This window comes from Mammaliicoccus sp. A-M4, assembly GCF_022386955.1.
Taxonomy (GTDB): domain Bacteria; phylum Bacillota; class Bacilli; order Staphylococcales; family Staphylococcaceae; genus Mammaliicoccus; species Mammaliicoccus lentus.
This window is the reverse complement of record NZ_JAJNHH010000007.1, coordinates 71,906-87,565: the sequence shown is the minus strand read 5'-3', so window position 1 is coordinate 87,565 and position 15,660 is coordinate 71,906. Positions and strand designations below refer to the sequence as shown.

At 30.7% G+C, this 15,660-nt stretch carries 14 protein-coding genes, 1 pseudogene and 1 riboswitch; of the genes and pseudogenes, 9 read left to right on the top strand and 6 right to left on the bottom strand.

Features of this window, described 5'->3' with window-relative positions; translation table 11 throughout:
* Nucleotides 1-22: 22 nt before the first annotated feature.
* Entirely contained in the window at nucleotides 23-1,570 is a 1,548-nt protein-coding gene (locus LQ682_RS07725; RefSeq protein WP_103268998.1) for a solute symporter family protein, read from the bottom strand.
* Nucleotides 1,567-1,878, bottom strand: a complete 312-nt coding sequence (locus tag LQ682_RS07720; protein ID WP_017000898.1) for a DUF485 domain-containing protein — start codon at nucleotides 1,876-1,878, stop codon at nucleotides 1,567-1,569. Before LQ682_RS07720 ends, LQ682_RS07725 begins: the two co-directional genes overlap by 4 nt.
* Before the next feature lie 261 nt (nucleotides 1,879-2,139).
* On the opposite strand from LQ682_RS07720, the gene LQ682_RS07715 reads away from it, so the two are divergent.
* The 3 genes from LQ682_RS07715 to gmpC all read left to right on the top strand — a co-directional run bounded on the left by LQ682_RS07715 (nucleotide 2,140) and on the right by gmpC (nucleotide 4,887).
* Entirely contained in the window at nucleotides 2,140-3,159 is a 1,020-nt protein-coding gene (locus LQ682_RS07715) for a methionine ABC transporter ATP-binding protein (RefSeq protein WP_017000900.1), read from the top strand.
* Complete coding sequence (locus tag LQ682_RS07710) at nucleotides 3,159-3,818, top strand: methionine ABC transporter permease (RefSeq protein ID WP_017000902.1); 660 nt, start codon at nucleotides 3,159-3,161, stop codon at nucleotides 3,816-3,818. The genes LQ682_RS07715 and LQ682_RS07710 overlap by 1 nt, the downstream gene beginning before the upstream one ends.
* Nucleotides 3,819-3,871: 53 nt before the next feature.
* A riboswitch (SAM riboswitch) is annotated at nucleotides 3,872-3,978 on the top strand.
* A 66-nt stretch (nucleotides 3,979-4,044) separates the two neighbouring features.
* Nucleotides 4,045-4,887: a dipeptide ABC transporter glycylmethionine-binding lipoprotein gene (gene gmpC / locus LQ682_RS07705; RefSeq protein WP_103268997.1), complete on the top strand. Its 843-nt coding sequence runs from the start codon at nucleotides 4,045-4,047 to the stop codon at nucleotides 4,885-4,887.
* A gap of 36 nt (nucleotides 4,888-4,923) precedes the next feature.
* Here gmpC and LQ682_RS07700 read toward each other — a convergent pair whose 3' ends face one another.
* The 3 genes and pseudogenes from LQ682_RS07700 to LQ682_RS07690 form a co-directional block, all read right to left on the bottom strand.
* Nucleotides 4,924-6,222: a cation:dicarboxylate symporter family transporter gene (locus tag LQ682_RS07700; RefSeq protein ID WP_017000905.1), complete on the bottom strand. Its 1,299-nt coding sequence runs from the start codon at nucleotides 6,220-6,222 to the stop codon at nucleotides 4,924-4,926.
* 228 nt (nucleotides 6,223-6,450) lie between these two features.
* Nucleotides 6,451-6,579, bottom strand: a pseudogene (locus LQ682_RS07695) (magnetosome magnetite crystal formation protein family); the annotation flags it as partial.
* Nucleotides 6,580-7,029: 450 nt separating this feature from the next.
* On the bottom strand, nucleotides 7,030-7,590 hold the full coding sequence (locus LQ682_RS07690) for a CHAP domain-containing protein (RefSeq protein ID WP_017000909.1): 561 nt from the start codon (nucleotides 7,588-7,590) through the stop codon (nucleotides 7,030-7,032).
* A 378-nt stretch (nucleotides 7,591-7,968) separates the two neighbouring features.
* On the opposite strand from LQ682_RS07690, the gene nhaC reads away from it, so the two are divergent.
* Nucleotides 7,969-9,369: a Na+/H+ antiporter NhaC gene (nhaC, locus tag LQ682_RS07685; protein WP_135021054.1), complete on the top strand. Its 1,401-nt coding sequence runs from the start codon at nucleotides 7,969-7,971 to the stop codon at nucleotides 9,367-9,369.
* A 39-nt stretch (nucleotides 9,370-9,408) separates the two neighbouring features.
* Here nhaC and LQ682_RS07680 read toward each other — a convergent pair whose 3' ends face one another.
* A complete protein-coding gene (locus LQ682_RS07680; protein WP_017000912.1) occupies nucleotides 9,409-10,191 on the bottom strand; it encodes a CHAP domain-containing protein in 783 nt (260 codons plus the stop codon).
* 477 nt (nucleotides 10,192-10,668) lie between these two features.
* Between LQ682_RS07680 and LQ682_RS07675 the strand changes: the two genes are divergently transcribed.
* The 5 genes from LQ682_RS07675 to LQ682_RS07655 all read left to right on the top strand — a co-directional run bounded on the left by LQ682_RS07675 (nucleotide 10,669) and on the right by LQ682_RS07655 (nucleotide 15,659).
* Nucleotides 10,669-12,699, top strand: a complete 2,031-nt coding sequence (locus tag LQ682_RS07675; protein ID WP_239705477.1) for a helix-turn-helix transcriptional regulator — start codon at nucleotides 10,669-10,671, stop codon at nucleotides 12,697-12,699.
* A 28-nt stretch (nucleotides 12,700-12,727) separates the two neighbouring features.
* Entirely contained in the window at nucleotides 12,728-13,474 is a 747-nt protein-coding gene (locus tag LQ682_RS07670; RefSeq protein WP_103268993.1) for a transcriptional regulator, SarA/Rot family, read from the top strand.
* A 32-nt stretch (nucleotides 13,475-13,506) separates the two neighbouring features.
* Nucleotides 13,507-14,055, top strand: a complete 549-nt coding sequence (locus LQ682_RS07665; RefSeq protein WP_017000919.1) for a tubby C-terminal domain-like protein — start codon at nucleotides 13,507-13,509, stop codon at nucleotides 14,053-14,055.
* A 27-nt stretch (nucleotides 14,056-14,082) separates the two neighbouring features.
* A complete protein-coding gene (locus LQ682_RS07660; RefSeq protein WP_064204606.1) occupies nucleotides 14,083-14,448 on the top strand; it encodes a hypothetical protein in 366 nt (121 codons plus the stop codon).
* 161 nt (nucleotides 14,449-14,609) lie between these two features.
* Nucleotides 14,610-15,659, top strand: a complete 1,050-nt coding sequence (locus LQ682_RS07655) for an LLM class flavin-dependent oxidoreductase (protein WP_239705478.1) — start codon at nucleotides 14,610-14,612, stop codon at nucleotides 15,657-15,659.
* The last annotated feature ends 1 nt before the right edge of the window (nucleotide 15,660 follow it).

The window sequence follows — 15,660 nt, the reverse complement described above, 5'->3', positions numbered from 1 at the left end:
TTTAACATAACTGAACTGATTTTTAATGTGAAATATCTGAAGTTGAAATGCCTGTCGCTGATTTAACTTGCACTTCTTGGAATTTATCATGAGATTCTGATTTGCCTAAGAAAGTCCCTAAAAATGCACCAATAAATCCTGCTGGAACTGATATGATTGCAGGGTTTGATAATGGGAATATTGGTGACATTGTAATAAATGCTGTTCCTTCTGGGTTCATGACATTTGGACTTAATATTACGAGTACAAGTGACACAATTAAGCCAACAGCTATACCAGTAATTGCACCATGAGTATTAAATCTCTTCCAAAATATTGTGAATATAATAACAGGTAAATTTGCGCTTGCTGCGACACAGAATGCTAATGATACTAAGAACGCTACATTTAAATTCTGTGCAAATAAGGCTAGTATAATAGATACAACTGAAACCGCTAATGATGCTAATTTTGCTGCTTTCATTTGCTCACGCTCACTAATTTTCCCTTTTTTTATAACTTGCCCGTAAATATCATGCGCGAAAGCAGATGCTCCAGTCAATACTAATCCAGCTACTACTGCTAATATCGTAGCAAATGCTACGGCTGAAACAAATGACATTAAGAAGTCTCCGCCTAACTTTGCAGCTAATAATGGGGCTGCCATATTACCAGCAGGGTTAGCGTTTATGATTTCTTCACGTGTTAATAATGCAGCCGCACCAAATCCTAGTAATATCGTTAAAATATAAAATATACCAATAATCCATGTTGCCCACATTACAGAAGATCTTGCTGTTTTGGCATCTTTAACTGTAAAGAATCGCATCAGTATGTGAGGTAAACCTGCTGTACCAAATAGTAAAGCAATAATTAGTGAGATATTATCTAAAGGCGGTTTACCTTGTGAGCCAGGGTTGATAAATTCACTTTTAAAAGCAGGTGATTTAATATTGTGCATTTCACCAAACATAGTAGAAAGATTGAAATTAAAATGTAATAGCACTAAAAATGAAATAATAATAGTACCAATCATAAGTAATACAGCTTTAACCATTTGAACCCAACTTGTTGCAGTCATACCACCAAACAATACATAAATTGTCATCATGATACCGACCAAAATAACAGCAAGTGTATAAGGTATACCGAATAGCAATTGAATAAGTGCACCAGCTCCAACTAATTGAGCTAACATATAGAAAATAACAATAGTAATGGAAGATACTGCTGCCATTGCTCTAACTTTTTTTAGCTCAAATCGTGCAGCAATCATATCTGCTAAAGTATATTTACCTAAGTTTCTTAAAGGCTCTGCAACAATGTATAACACAATGAGATACGCGGTTAAATAACCGATACTATAGAAGAAACCATCAAATCCCCATAATGCGATGGCACCCGCTATACCTAAAAATGATGCAGCTGATAAGTAATCACCAGCAATTGCTAACCCATTTTGCCAACCTGTTAACCCGCCTCCAGCAGTATAAAAGTCATTTGCTGATTGCGTTCTTTTAGATGCAAAATATGTAATAAACAATGTAATACTAACAAATAGTATAAACATAACGACGACAATTACATTCATTTGTTTTGCCCCTCTCTATGCGCCATTAATAATGCTTCAGCATCTTTATCAAAAGATTTAGCTTTACGCATATATAAAGTGACAAGTGTCCATACCATAATGAATAATAATAATGCGTAAATCCATGCCCAAGAGATATTCCAAAATGCAATATTATTCAAGATATTTGTATATCCAGTCAATACTGGAAATAGCAGTGTAGCAAAAATAAAGAATATAGATATAGGAAATATAAAGTTATTTCTTTTTTTCACAAGTTCTTTAAACTTTGGATCTGCTGCTAAACGCTTGAAATCATGCTCAGCCATACTTATAACCCCCTTGTTTTTGGATGTAAAAATACATCTTAAGTTTCATTTTATTGATTGTTCACAAAGTTGTCAATATTTTATTGATAACGCTTACATTAATAAAAATTCATCAAGAAAATGTGAATAAAGTATTTAAGTGAAAAAATACAATATAGATATATGAATATTTAGAAAAGTTAGATTATAGGTATTGACGTTAAAGGTAAACATCAATATAATTCTTATCATAATAATAAGAATTCGGAAGGGATAAATGTTATGATAGAATTTAAAAATGTGAATAAAATTTTCCAACAAAAGAATTCTGAAATACAAGCACTTAAAGATGTAAGTTTTAAAGTAGAAGAGCAAGATATATTCGGTGTTATCGGATATAGCGGTGCGGGGAAGAGTACTTTAATTAGGTTAGTGAATGTATTAGAAGAAAAGACATCTGGAGAAGTATTAGTAGATGGTCATGATGTGAATAAATATTCGAAGAAAAAGTTACAAGTCATTAAGAAAAATATAGGAATGATATTTCAACATTTTAACTTGTTAAATTCAAAGACAGTTTTTAATAACGTAGCTATGCCTTTAATTTTACAAGGTAAAAATAAAAATGACATTAAAGATAAAGTGAATGAATTGCTTGAATTTGTTGGTTTAGAAGACAAAGGTAAACAATATCCAAATGAATTATCAGGTGGTCAAAAACAAAGAGTAGCAATTGCTAGAGCATTAGTTACAGATCCTAAAATCTTATTATGTGATGAGGCAACAAGTGCGCTTGATCCTGCAACTACAGATTCAATTTTAAAACTGCTAAAGAGAGTTAACGAACAATTTGGAGTCACAATATTATTAATTACACATGAAATGAGTGTTATCCAACAAATATGCAATAAAGTAGCGGTTATGGAAAATGGTGAAGTTATTGAAATTGGTCCTGTATTAGATGTGTTTAGTCACCCCCAAACATCAACTGCTAAAAACTTTGTATCAACTGTGATAACTACAGATATATCTTCAAACTTAAGAAAACTTATTCCTGAAGATAAAACTGCTACAGACATTAAATTATACATAGATGGTGAACAAGTGACACATAGTATTATCAATGATTTAATCACTAAATTCCACGTACAAATAAATATACTGTTTGCATCAATGTCAGACATTCAAGGTACACCAGTAGGTTATTTAACACTACGTCTGAATGGAGAACAAGAAGCAATTCAAAATAGTTTTCAGTATTTAACAGATTTAAATATTGAATATGAGGAGGTTGAAGCATAATGTTTGGATCATCTTTAGATTCATCTCAACTATATGACGCTATATACCAAACGCTATACATGGTTACTGTTTCTTTAGTAATCGGTGCATTAATTGGTATTCCTTTAGGTATTTTACTTGTTATAACTAGAAAGAATGGTATTTGGCCAAATGCTTTTATATATCATGTGCTAAATCCAGTTATTAATATATTCCGTTCGGTACCGTTTATTATTTTACTTATTGCTATTGTACCTTTTACTAAAATGATTGTGGGTACATCTATTGGAACTTCTGCAGCAATAGTACCTTTAACAGTCTATGTTGCGCCTTATATTGCAAGATTAGTAGAGAACTCACTGTTAGAAGTGAATTCAGGCGTCATAGAAGCGGCACATTCTATGGGAGCATCACCGTTTCAAATTATTCGACATTTCTTATTACCTGAAGCACTAGGGTCTTTAATTCTAGCATTAACAACATCTATTATCGGTTTAATTGGTGCTACAGCGATGGCCGGTGCAGTAGGTGGAGGCGGTATTGGTGACTTAGCTTTAGCTTATGGTTATCAACGTTTTGATACAATTGTTATTGTTATTACGGTCGTTATTCTAGTCATTATGGTACAACTTATCCAATCTTTAGGTAATGTATTGTCTAAAATTGTAAGAAGAAGTTAAAAAAGTATTGACTTAGAGTAATATGATAGGTATTATCAGAATTAATCAAATAAAAATTATCAAGAGAGATTGAGGGATATGGCCCGATGAAATCTCAGCAGCGGACTCTATAAAGAGAACTGTGCTAAATCCATCAAGTTTTAAACTTGGCAGATAAAGTTAATCCCTTTTGAGCTAAGCTTAAAAGGGATTTTTATTTATATACATAAGAAAAGGAGCGAATAAAATGAAAAAAGTATTAACATTATTAATGACATTAGTTTTACTATTAGCAGCATGTGGTGATAAAAAAGATGATAAAAAGGTAACAGTGGGTATCGCTTCAAATGATACTGCTGTATGGGATAAAGTAGCAGAATTAGCTAAAAAAGAAGATATTAATGTAGAGGTTAAACAATTTTCGGATTATAACGTTCCCAATAAAGCATTGTCAGACGGTGATATTGATTTAAACTCATTCCAACATTTTGCATTTTTAGATCAATTCCAAAGAGCAAATAAAGGAACAGAAATCACACCAATTAGAACAACTGTGTTCGCTCCACTGGGTATTTATTCTAATCAAATAAAAGATATTAAAAATTTAAAAGACGGTGCTAAAGTTGTTATACCAAACGACGTTTCTAATCAAGCTAGAGCTTTAAAATTATTAGAAAAAGCAGGGTATATTAAATTGAAGAAAGACTTTGGATTAGATGGTGGTCCTAAAGATATAGTTGAAAATAAAAAGAATTTAAATATTAAAGCAGTCGATGCTCAACAAACAGCTAGAGCGTTAGATGAAGTAGATATCGCTGTTATAAATAATGGTGTTGCATCTAAAGCCGGATTAAATCCTAAGAAAGACCCTATCTATTCAGAAAACCCAGATGCAAATGCTGCTAAACCATATATCAACTTTATAGCTGCAAATACAAAAGATAAAGATAATAAAACTTTAAAAAGAGTTGCTGAGCTATACCATTCAGAAGAAGCGAAAGAAGCTCTGAAAGAAGACACTAAAGACGGAGAAATTGTAGTTGATTTAAAACAAGAAGAAATTAAAGAAATACAGGATTCATTAAAATAAAAAAGATTCGGCTCCCCCAAGCCGAATCTTTTTTTGTTATTTTTTTAGAGAATTTAAATATAGTTGACCTTTTTCATGGTCATATTTATTTTCCCATTTTGAAATAACGACTGTAGAGAGTGCGTTTCCTACTACGTTAACACACGTTCTCATCATATCTAATAATCTATCGATACCAATGATTAATGCTAAACCTTCTGGATTTAACCCCATCGATCCTAGAGTGGTAATTAATACAACAATAGAAGTACCAGGAACAGCAGCCATACCTTTAGACGTGATCATTAAAGTGAACATTAGAATAAGTTGTTCTACTAGACTTAAATGTACGCCATACATTTGAGCAACAAATAACGCTGCTATAGATTGGTACAAAGCAGAACCATCTAAGTTAAAAGTATATCCTGTAGGTACTACAAAGGATACGATATCTTTTGGTGCACCGAATTTTTCCATTTTTTCCATCACTGAAGGTAAAACAGTTTCAGAACTTGATGTTGAGAAAGCAAGTAATAAATCATCTTTCAATATGCGAACAATTGAAAAAATGTTAATACCACAAATTTTGGCTACTATGCCTAAAACAACAACAATAAAGAATATCATAGCACCTACAACAACAGCTAATAGCTTAACTAATGGAATTAATGCAGATAATCCAAATGTCATAATCGTTACACAAATAAAAGCAAATACACCATATGGTGCAAGGCGTAGAATTCTATGTATCATCCAAAATACAGCTTCTAGTGCACCTCCAAGAACATCCTTAACAGGCTGTCCTTTCTCTCCAATTGCAGCAATAGCTAATCCGAAGAATACAGCAAAGAATATAATTGGGAGTAACTCTCCTGCAGCTAAAGCTTCGAATATATTAGTAGGAATAATGCTTACAATTGTATCTATTATATGATTTCCATAAGTAGATTTTTCTGCTGCATCAGCAGTGCTTTCATATGTAGAAATATCGCCTTTAGGCAATTTATCTGCATCTAATCCTAAACCTGGTTTAAATAAATTACCGAATATAATACCTAAACCAATAGCAATAGTTGTAATGATTTCAAAGTAAAGTAATGTTTTCCAACCATACCTACCGACTGTATGCATATCGCCAACATTAGATATTGATAATGCTAATGAACAAAACACAATAGGAATTACAATCATTTTAATAAGGTTTAAAAATACATCACCGACTGGTTGTATAAATTTAATAAGTTGATCTTGTCCATTTAAAAAATAGCCTACAACAACACCTAATATTAAAGCAATTAATATTTGAGTAGGTAGACTTATATATCTTCTTCTTGGTTTTTTAAGGTTTTCTTTCAAAAAAATTCCTCCTTTAAAGCACTATAGTTTTTAATACAAAAAAATTATGCGATTCCATCTTAGGAATTGCACAAATGATGTTTAAAAAGGGGACGTATAAATATATGTATTCTTGAGTGTAAAAGAATACAAGTTATTTTATCATGATTAATAATTAAAGTAATGAGCCTCTTTTATCTTTAAAAAGAAAAAAAACACTTTTTTATACAAAAAGTGTTTTAATTATTTCTATTTAATGAAGCGAATAGATAATGGTGGTAAATAAGTTTCACCTTGATAAGCTTTAACTGCGCCAATAATGGTGAAGATAAATACTAAAATTGCTAATATTGGAAGTAAAATAATGCCAATAATAATCAAACATATCTTTAAGGAATAATAAGGAAAAATATTCGATTTTGAAAGTGCATGCTTTCCTATAGTATCTTTCTAACGTGCTTGTTTATGTACTCTAGCTCGTTAGAAAATGTAACGTGCAAGCCTAAAATATCTAGCCCTTTAGAGCGATATATCAAATAAATTCAATATAAAATCACATTAAAAATAGGGGAAATGAAGCTCTAACGTGCTTGTTTATGTACTCTAGCTTGTTAGAAAATGTAACGTGCAAGACTAAAATATCTAGCCCGTTAGAGCACTATATCAAATAAATTCAGTATAAAATCACATTGAAAATAGGAGAAATGAAGCTCTAACGTACTTGTTTATGTACTCTAGCCCGTTAGAGCTTTAAACATCCTTTTTTCATCGCATAAAAAAGAGTCCAGACATTATTTATGTCTGGACTCTTTAAAAAGTATTCAAATTTTAGTGAATGTAGTTGTAAGAACCAGCTTCTGAAGCTGAGATAGTACGAGAAGATACAACACCTTCGCCTTGGTAGTTCATTTCAGAAACTTCGATTGAACCGTCTGAGTTTACATTTTCAACGTATGCTACGTGACCAAATGCACCAGCAGATGATTGTAAGATTGAACCTTCTTTAGGTGTATTGTTTACTGTGTGTCCATCAGCTGCTGCGTTTGAAGCCCATTGGTTAGCATTGCCCCAAGTTGAGCTGATAGGATCTCCATCTTCCATTTTTTTATCGAAGATATAATAAGTACATTGTCCAGCTGTGTATAAGTTAGCTGATGAACCTGTAGTTTGTGTTGCTGTTTGAGTGAATGAAGAATTAATTGATCCATTCATGTTTGAAGTATTGAAATTTTGGCTATAGTTACTAGTGTAGTTGTAATTATAGTTTTGAGTTTGAGTTTGTTGTACATTTTGGTTTTGGTCAAATGTATCAGCAGAAGCTTCTCCATTCCCTATAATTGTTGTAGCTAATCCCGTAGTTAATACTGCAATCGTTGTTAATTTTTTCATTTTAAATATTCCTCCGTAAATTTCGTATATGTTTAATTTTATAATTTATATTTTAAGTGTGTGTCGTTTTCCGACGACAAAATATACTCTAACAGATGAAATTGAGTTTGTGTGTATTTTCATCGAGTTGTTACTTAATCATAACCTTATAAAATCTTTTAGTAATATTTAAATAGAAATATGACATGCAGTAATATAGGATATAGCCCATCAATATAGGGTTTTTTAATGAATTGTGAGAATACTTATGTCATTTTCTTGTAATAATTCATTTATATCACATGTAAAACAAAAGAAGTAGTTGGTAAAATATACAACTACTTCTTTTATTATAAAAAATTGTAAGAAATCTTCATTTATTAGAAAGGGGTTTGATATATGAAGAGGCTACCAACACTTTTTGAAGCAGTATCAACTATCGTGGTCATGGGGATAATAGTTTTAATAGGTTTTGGAATTTTACAATTCCCAATACAACCATTGCTTATTTTAGCAGCTATATATGCTGGCTTTATAGCAATAAGAGTAGGCTTGAGTTGGGAAGAAATACAAGATGGTATTACTAAAAGATTAGCTACTGCTATGCCTGCAATTTTTATTATTATTGCTGTAGGTATATTAATTGGTACTTGGATGTTTTCTGGCACTGTACCTGCACTTATTTATTATGGTTTAGAAATGATAAATCCTACATATTTCTTAGTAACAGCTTTTATTATTACAGCAGTAACTTCTGTAGCGACTGGAACTGCATGGGGATCAGTAGGTACAGCAGGGATTGCATTGATGGCTATAGGAAGTGAAATGAATATACCAGCAGGCATGATTGCTGGTGTTGTTATAGCAGGTGGCGTGTTTGGTGATAAAATGTCGCCGTTATCTGATACTACTAATTTAGCCGCCCTTGTAACTAAAGTAAATATATTTCACCATATAAGACATATGATGTGGACTACAGTTCCAGCATCAGTAATCGGCCTTGTAATATGGTTCTTTGCAGGTTTACAATTTAATGCTGAAAATGTTGAAAGTAAACGTATTAATACTTTATTAGGCAATATTGATACAGCTTTTAATTTAAATTTTTGGGTTTGGGTACCTGTAATTGTCATTGTTATAGGCATAAGTATGGGTAAGCCAACAGTGCCAATGATGCTATTATCAAGTGCAGTAGCTATGGTTGTTGGTATATTTAACAATGGTTTTGATTTAGTTGATGCTTTTAACGTTACAATGAATGGTTTTGATATAAGTATGACATCTTTATCAAATAATGATGCTTCAAATTCTATGGTAGAACTTGTAAAACGTGGTGGCATAATGAGTATGACAGAAATAATTGTTACAATTTTTTGTGGTTATGCTTTCGCGGGAATTGTAGAAGCTTCTGGCAGTTTAAAAGTAATACTGTCAACAATATCTAGTAAAATAAGTAAAGATTCACATCTTATATTTGTAACTATTGCTGGTAGCTTAATTTTAGTATTTGCTGCTGGTGTTGCATCAGTTGTTATTATTATGATTGGTGTATTATTAATGGATGTGTATGATGAAAGAAGTTTAGACAGAGTTAATCTGTCACGAACGCTAGAAGATTGTGGAACTATGGTATTACCATTTATTCCATGGGGTACATCTGGCATTTATTATAGAGATTTATTACATGTATCGTTAGGAGATTTCTTCTGGTGGGCAGTACCATGTTATCTATGTGTTATCTTCGCGGCATTTTATGGTATGACAGGTATTAGCATAAAAAAAGTAGATACTAAAGCATAAAAAAGAGCAATCATTATGATTGCTCTTTTTTAAAATATCTTAGTGAATGTAGTTGTAAGAACCTGCTTCAGTAGCTGAGATAGTACGAGTAGATACTACTCCAACTCCACCTGCATAGTTCATTTCAGAAACTTCAATTGAACCGTCTGAATTAACATTATCAACATATGCTACGTGACCGTATGCACCTGATGTTGATTGTAATACAGCACCTGATGAAGGTTTGTTATTTACAGTGTAACCTGATTGAGCAGCTGCGCTAGCCCAGTTATTTGCGTTACCCCAAGTGTTACCTAAGTCAGGACGCTTGTCGAATGCATAGTATGTACATTGACCAGCTGTGTATAAGTTAGCGCCTCCGCCATTTGATGGACGAGAAGTTGAAGTAGTTGTAGTGCTAACTTTTGAACTTGAGCTTGAAGTTGTAGTTTGGTTATCTGATGTTGGTGCTTGTGTAGTTGAAACGCGAACGTTATCTTGGTTTGAAGAAGCAGTATTTGTAGCTCCTAAACCTCCACCGTTTGGTGCAGCATTGAATGCTGGTTGTGAATAATTTGTATTAGAAGAAGCTTCAGTATTATTTGAGCTAGTATTGTTAGCTACTTGTTGTTGAGCTTCGTTACCGTATGATTGAGTTGAAGGGTTCCAGTTCCCTTTCCAAGTGTAGTGATAGTTACCTTGTTGATCAATTGTGTAGCTGTATTCATAAGAATGTGGATCATTTGGGTTATAACCTTGGTTATTTTCTGCCGCATCTGCGTCATGTGCCATAAATGTTGCAATTCCTGCTGTTGCAATTGCTGCTGTTGCTATTTTTTTCATAATGTAAAAATCCTCCTAGATAATTTAAAAATGTTTTCGTATATGTTTTGTAATTTATAAGTTTTTTTCTCTGCTGTTTATCAACAAAATCTACTTTAGCAGAAATTGAATGCTTTGTGTTGAATGTTAAAGCTTTGTAATTTAATTTAAATATCTTAAGATTTCATGTAATAATTCTGAACACTTTTATATGAGTTTAAAATGCTTTAATAACAGTATTTATAAGCAATTTTCTTTTAAAATATTTTTTATTGTTACACGATTGTAATATTTAAGACATAAATAAATATTTGACTTTATAAATTTATATCAACTGATTCATACTACCTTACTAAAAAATATTGATTTTAACGAAATTAAATAAGTACAAAATTTCATAATAAAAAGTCAGAAATAAAGTATTTTTATCAATAATTTTTGAATTATAATTACTTTACTTATTAATAAGGTTTTGCAAGTTAAATAGAGGTGTTAGTTATGCTACATGATTGTAATTTGAAAATTTATCATCCGTTGAATATACAATATGAATTTAATTTAGGAATTATTGTCCTATATATAATAGAAGGAAAAGCAAGTATTTCTATTAATCATTCTAAAAATGAATATAAAAGTGGCGATGTCATTATCATAAATGATCTTGAACTTTTTGGTGTCATCACCAATAAAGATACAATCATCGCCTGTCTTACACTCTCGAGGATAGAATTAGATGAAATATATCATTTTAATAAGCGTTATTTTCTAAATCCAAATAAAATAGATAATGCTTTATTAAAGGCGCGCATGATTAAACTCATTTCTAATTATTTAAATAGGGAAGGTAGGGAGAATAGGAATGTTTTAGAAAGTATATTTGGAAGTATTAATGATGTAGCAAAATTACTCTTCGATTCAAGAGTTATTGACGATAATTACTTAAATTATGGCCGAGATAAAGTATATTATGATATAGCGAATACTATAGATTATGTTTATAAGAATAATAAAAATAAAATAACAATAGCAGAGGTAGCCAGGACCAGCCTATATTCAAAAAGGAAACTTTCAAATAAATTAAGGCAACATACAGGTAGGAAATTTACCGATTTATTAAAAGACGTAAGATTGATTTATAGTAGTTATGAATTAATGTACACTGCTCACACTTTATCTCAAATTGCTATAGATAATGGATATAGTAATGAAAGTAGCTTTATAAAAAATTTTAGAGAGCGATACGATATTACACCGGGGAAATTTAGAAAACAAATGTATCAAGATGAATATTTTTCGTTTCGTAATGATAAGACATCTTTAATGGATGATTTTTCAATGTTACGGGAATTCATTAGAGAATCAGAAATGAGTTTAATTGTAGAGGATAATATAGAAATTGATATGAGAGATGTTCAATCATCAAATGTATTATCACCTGATTTACTTGTTTATGTTACTCATAAGGAAACTTTAACAAACCAGTATCACCAATCTAAGTTATTATGCATGCGTAGAGAATACGGTAAATATTGTTTATTGTTCTCACATGCATTACTTTGTGAATTTTACGAACTAGGTTTTGAAGATAACAAAATCATTGATCAAATATTTTCATTTTGCTTAGAAAACCAATTTGATATTTCATTTGAAATTCAATTGAATAAGCATTCTAGTTTAAATAACTTTTTAATTTATTTTGAAAAGTTATTAATTTATTTGACTGAATGTACATATTATTACGGAATGCAATCGTTTAAGTTTTATATTGATACTTCTTATCAGCAATTCAATATTATAACTGAGACAATTTCTAAATATTTAGTAGATGCAACCATGATTCTCATTTTAAACACTCGCAATGATTATTTAGCTCATCGAATGTCTCACAAATTGGACTCGCATTTTCTTATATTATATAAAATAAAAAATGAAACTGATATTAACAAGGAAATAAGCGAAAAATTTAAAGATATCCCTTCGTTCAACATATTATACCAACCTAAATTTCCTAATAGAATTACATCACTTGTTTCAATATTTAAATGGAGTGTATTTCATAATGAAAAAGTAACGATGCTTATAAATGACATATGGATAGATAGTATGATCCCTTCTCAAAGCAGCCATTTTATGATTAAAGAAAAGCAATCAAACATTGAAAGCCAAAGACAACTGTTTGAATTGATGTTAACACTGAAAAGATTAAGAGGAGAAATTGTTTATTTTAATGAGCATATATTATTAACGAATTATTTTTATGAATATCAATTACTCGTGTTTCCAAATACACATAGTTTTAAAATGATGCATCAAAGAATAAAAATGAAAAATATAGAAATAAATAGTTTTGTATGTAGGCCAAATAATATCATCATAAGCGAAAACACTAAGCTAGGTAATAATGAATTGTTAACGAACATGGATTTAGAATTGAGAGAAGTAAGTATTGTGAAAGAACCAAATAATCTAATTGTTCAATATTATTCATCACCAAGTTTTATTAAACATATCTATATAAAAATAAAATAAATTTAATTAATTAAGGTGGTTTTTATAAATGAATAAGCAAATTAATGATTTATTAAGAATGAATTATGTAAATAGCCAAGTAAAGAAGTACTTAAAAAAAGAATTTGAAATTAATATGTATCACTTGAAAATATTAAAATATATGTATAATCGTAAAGAACAATCATCTTTTACTACAGGAGAACTTAAAGCATTGCTAAATATAAATCAGACAATGTTAACGCATGTCATTTCATACTTAGAAGATTTAGATTATTATGAAAAGCAACGTGCAAAAGACGATGAGAGAAAAATACTTATAATAGTAGAAACTCGTCACAGAATAAAAATTGAAACTTTAATTCATCAAGTAACAAAAGATTTAAAAACATTATTAATTGAAAGATATGACACTATCAATACAAATCAGATAATAGAAGTTACGCTTTATATAAATGACCAATTAGTTTCAATAAAAAAAGATATTGTAGAGGGATATCGTTTAAGTATGGATCAATTAATGTTATTGATACTTATTCAACAATATCAAAATGAAGTATGCACATTGAAAGCAATAAAACTTAAATTTAATTGGGATATGGTGAAGATTAATAAAGCTGTTAAAGCATTAGTCAAACTAAACTATGTTATGAAATATAGAAATGAACAAGATGAAAGAATGGTACTTGTTTCAATAAAGAAGAGTGCTGAAGAGGAAGTAAATAAAATAATTAATAAGTTATTTATATTAAATACATTCGATTATAGAGGAAGGGATAAGGCTATGATAAAATGAAATCAATAAATACTTATTGAAGGAGATAATGTATGAATCAATTTCATTTTAAAGAAAACTTCTTCGGATCTTCTACAAAGCCCATCGACGTTTTCAATCAGTATGAAGAACCAGTTTATAAATTGAGTTTATATTATACATCAACGCATCAAGAAACTTTTGCGATTTTAGGAAGAAAAAAACATAATTTTATCATTGAATTTCAAGGTGGAAATTATTCTGTACTCCAAGAGAAAAGTTTAGAAGGTAAACTTAAAACGCCTTTTAAAACAGTATGGGAAGTTTTTAAGAACGATAAAAAAATAGGTGTTGTTGAAACTAAAATAGGTTGGAAACCTAAAATGATATTTAAAGGTATAAACAATGATGAATTAGTATTTGAATCTGGATTTATCTCTAGATCAGTAAGAGTAACAAATCAGCGAAACCAAGTTTTGATGGAAACAAAGTCTGAAAGGTTTAAAATTGCTTCGAATCATCAAATTGATATTCAAACGAATGATTATCATCCTGCTATGCTTATTATGTTATTCCAAGTATTTTTTGAATATCAAGAATATCAACGTAGTAAATCAAATTAGAATATAAAGTTAAAGGAAGATAACAATATGTTTAAATTTCTTAAAAAAAGAAAGAATGTCTCGACAGAAACGCATATTACATCCATACCTAAACATTTAGAAGGCATGACACTTGTAGATGCTTATTATATACAAGACGATCAAGTAGCAGAATATATTAAAAATCGAGAAAGATATCGAGATGCGCTCATTTATGTATTAGGTCTCTATTTTCCTACCGTAGAAGTGATGTTTGAAGGAAGTGTTGATGGGGAGGCAGTAGTAGCTTTTGAAAATGATATCCCTATTAAATGTATTTATTTAGATCCTATGACAATTGATGATATAAGGAATTTGGAATTAACAAAACCTTTAAAAGAAGCATTACTAGAATATTGTAAATTGAATGAATAAATAATTTCTATATACGTCCTTAAAAGTTTTCATTTTTAATGTTTACTTTTAAGGGCGTATTTAAGTATAGAAATTTAAATCTTTATTTAACAAGAACCTTGACATTTATTAAAATAGTATTATAATTATATCTAGTATAAATAGTATATCGAGGTGAGAATATGAAGTTTGAATTAGGTCTTTCCTCTTTTGCAGAGTTATCTCCTGTCGATGGTACTGATAAACCTTTCACAGCATCAGAAAGAATCAATCAAATTGTAGAAGAAATTATTTTAGCTGATAAAGTAGGATTGGATATATATGGTTTAGGTGAGCATCATCGAGAAGATTATGCAGTATCTGATCCAGTATCTGTATTAGCAGCAGCAGCTCCTCAAACAAATCAAATAAGATTATCTTCTGCCGTGACAGTCCTTTCTTCAGATGATCCAGTGAGAGTTTACCAAAGATTTGCAACTCTAGATGCATTGAGCAATGGTAGAGCTGAAATTATGGCTGGGAGAGGTTCATTTATAGAGTCATTTCCTTTGTTTGGATATGATTTGAAAGATTATGATATTTTGTATAAAGAGAAACTAGATTTATTGTTAAATATTAATGAGAATAAAACTGTTAATTGGCAAGGATCAACAAGACCATCAATTAATGGATTAGATGTTTATCCAAGAGCTGTACAAGAGAAATTACCTATTTGGTTGGCAACAGGAGGAAATCCAGAATCATCTATGAGAGCGGGGGAATTGGGCTTGCCTATTACTTATGCTATTATAGGTGGTGCGCCAAGTCGTTTTAAACGCAATGTAGCGATGTATAAAGCGATAGCTGAATCTAAAGGACATGATGTAAGTAAGTTACCTATTGCTACGCATTCTTGGGGTTATGTAGCAGAATCTGATGAAATAGCTAAACAAGAATACTATCCTTCTAGTGCTTATGTTATTAATCAATTAGGCATAGAAAGAGGATGGCCAATGTACTCAATCGAAAAATTTGAACAAGAAATTGTTCATGGCGCATTATTTGTTGGTAGTCCAGAAACAGTTGCAGCCAAAATCATTAAGCTTCATGAAGACCTTGGTATAACAAGGTTTATGCTTCATTTACCAGTAGGCTCTATGCCTCATGAAAAAGTGATGAAATCTATTAAACTATTAGGCGAAAAAGTTAAGCCAATTGTTGATGATTATATGAAAAATAAGGAGGAAATTTAGT

Excerpts from the sequence above, each read along its gene's own strand:
- LQ682_RS07680 (WP_017000912.1), bottom strand. The coding sequence starts at position 10,191 with ATGAAAAAAATAGCAACAGCAGCAATTGCAACAGCAGGAATTGCAACA.
- LQ682_RS07720 (WP_017000898.1), bottom strand. The coding sequence starts at position 1,878 with ATGGCTGAGCATGATTTCAAGCGTTTAGCAGCAGATCCAAAGTTTAAA.
- LQ682_RS07715 (WP_017000900.1), top strand. The coding sequence starts at position 2,140 with ATGATAGAATTTAAAAATGTGAATAAAATTTTCCAACAAAAGAATTCT.
- LQ682_RS07725 (WP_103268998.1), bottom strand. The coding sequence starts at position 1,570 with ATGAATGTAATTGTCGTCGTTATGTTTATACTATTTGTTAGTATTACA.
- gmpC (WP_103268997.1), top strand. The coding sequence starts at position 4,045 with ATGAAAAAAGTATTAACATTATTAATGACATTAGTTTTACTATTAGCA.
- LQ682_RS07655 (WP_239705478.1), top strand. The coding sequence starts at position 14,610 with ATGAAGTTTGAATTAGGTCTTTCCTCTTTTGCAGAGTTATCTCCTGTC.
- LQ682_RS07690 (WP_017000909.1), bottom strand. The coding sequence starts at position 7,590 with ATGAAAAAATTAACAACGATTGCAGTATTAACTACGGGATTAGCTACA.
- LQ682_RS07675 (WP_239705477.1), top strand. The coding sequence starts at position 10,669 with ATGCTACATGATTGTAATTTGAAAATTTATCATCCGTTGAATATACAA.
- LQ682_RS07665 (WP_017000919.1), top strand. The coding sequence starts at position 13,507 with ATGAATCAATTTCATTTTAAAGAAAACTTCTTCGGATCTTCTACAAAG.
- nhaC (WP_135021054.1), top strand. The coding sequence starts at position 7,969 with ATGAAGAGGCTACCAACACTTTTTGAAGCAGTATCAACTATCGTGGTC.
- LQ682_RS07710 (WP_017000902.1), top strand. The coding sequence starts at position 3,159 with ATGTTTGGATCATCTTTAGATTCATCTCAACTATATGACGCTATATAC.
- LQ682_RS07670 (WP_103268993.1), top strand. The coding sequence starts at position 12,728 with ATGAATAAGCAAATTAATGATTTATTAAGAATGAATTATGTAAATAGC.
- LQ682_RS07660 (WP_064204606.1), top strand. The coding sequence starts at position 14,083 with ATGTTTAAATTTCTTAAAAAAAGAAAGAATGTCTCGACAGAAACGCAT.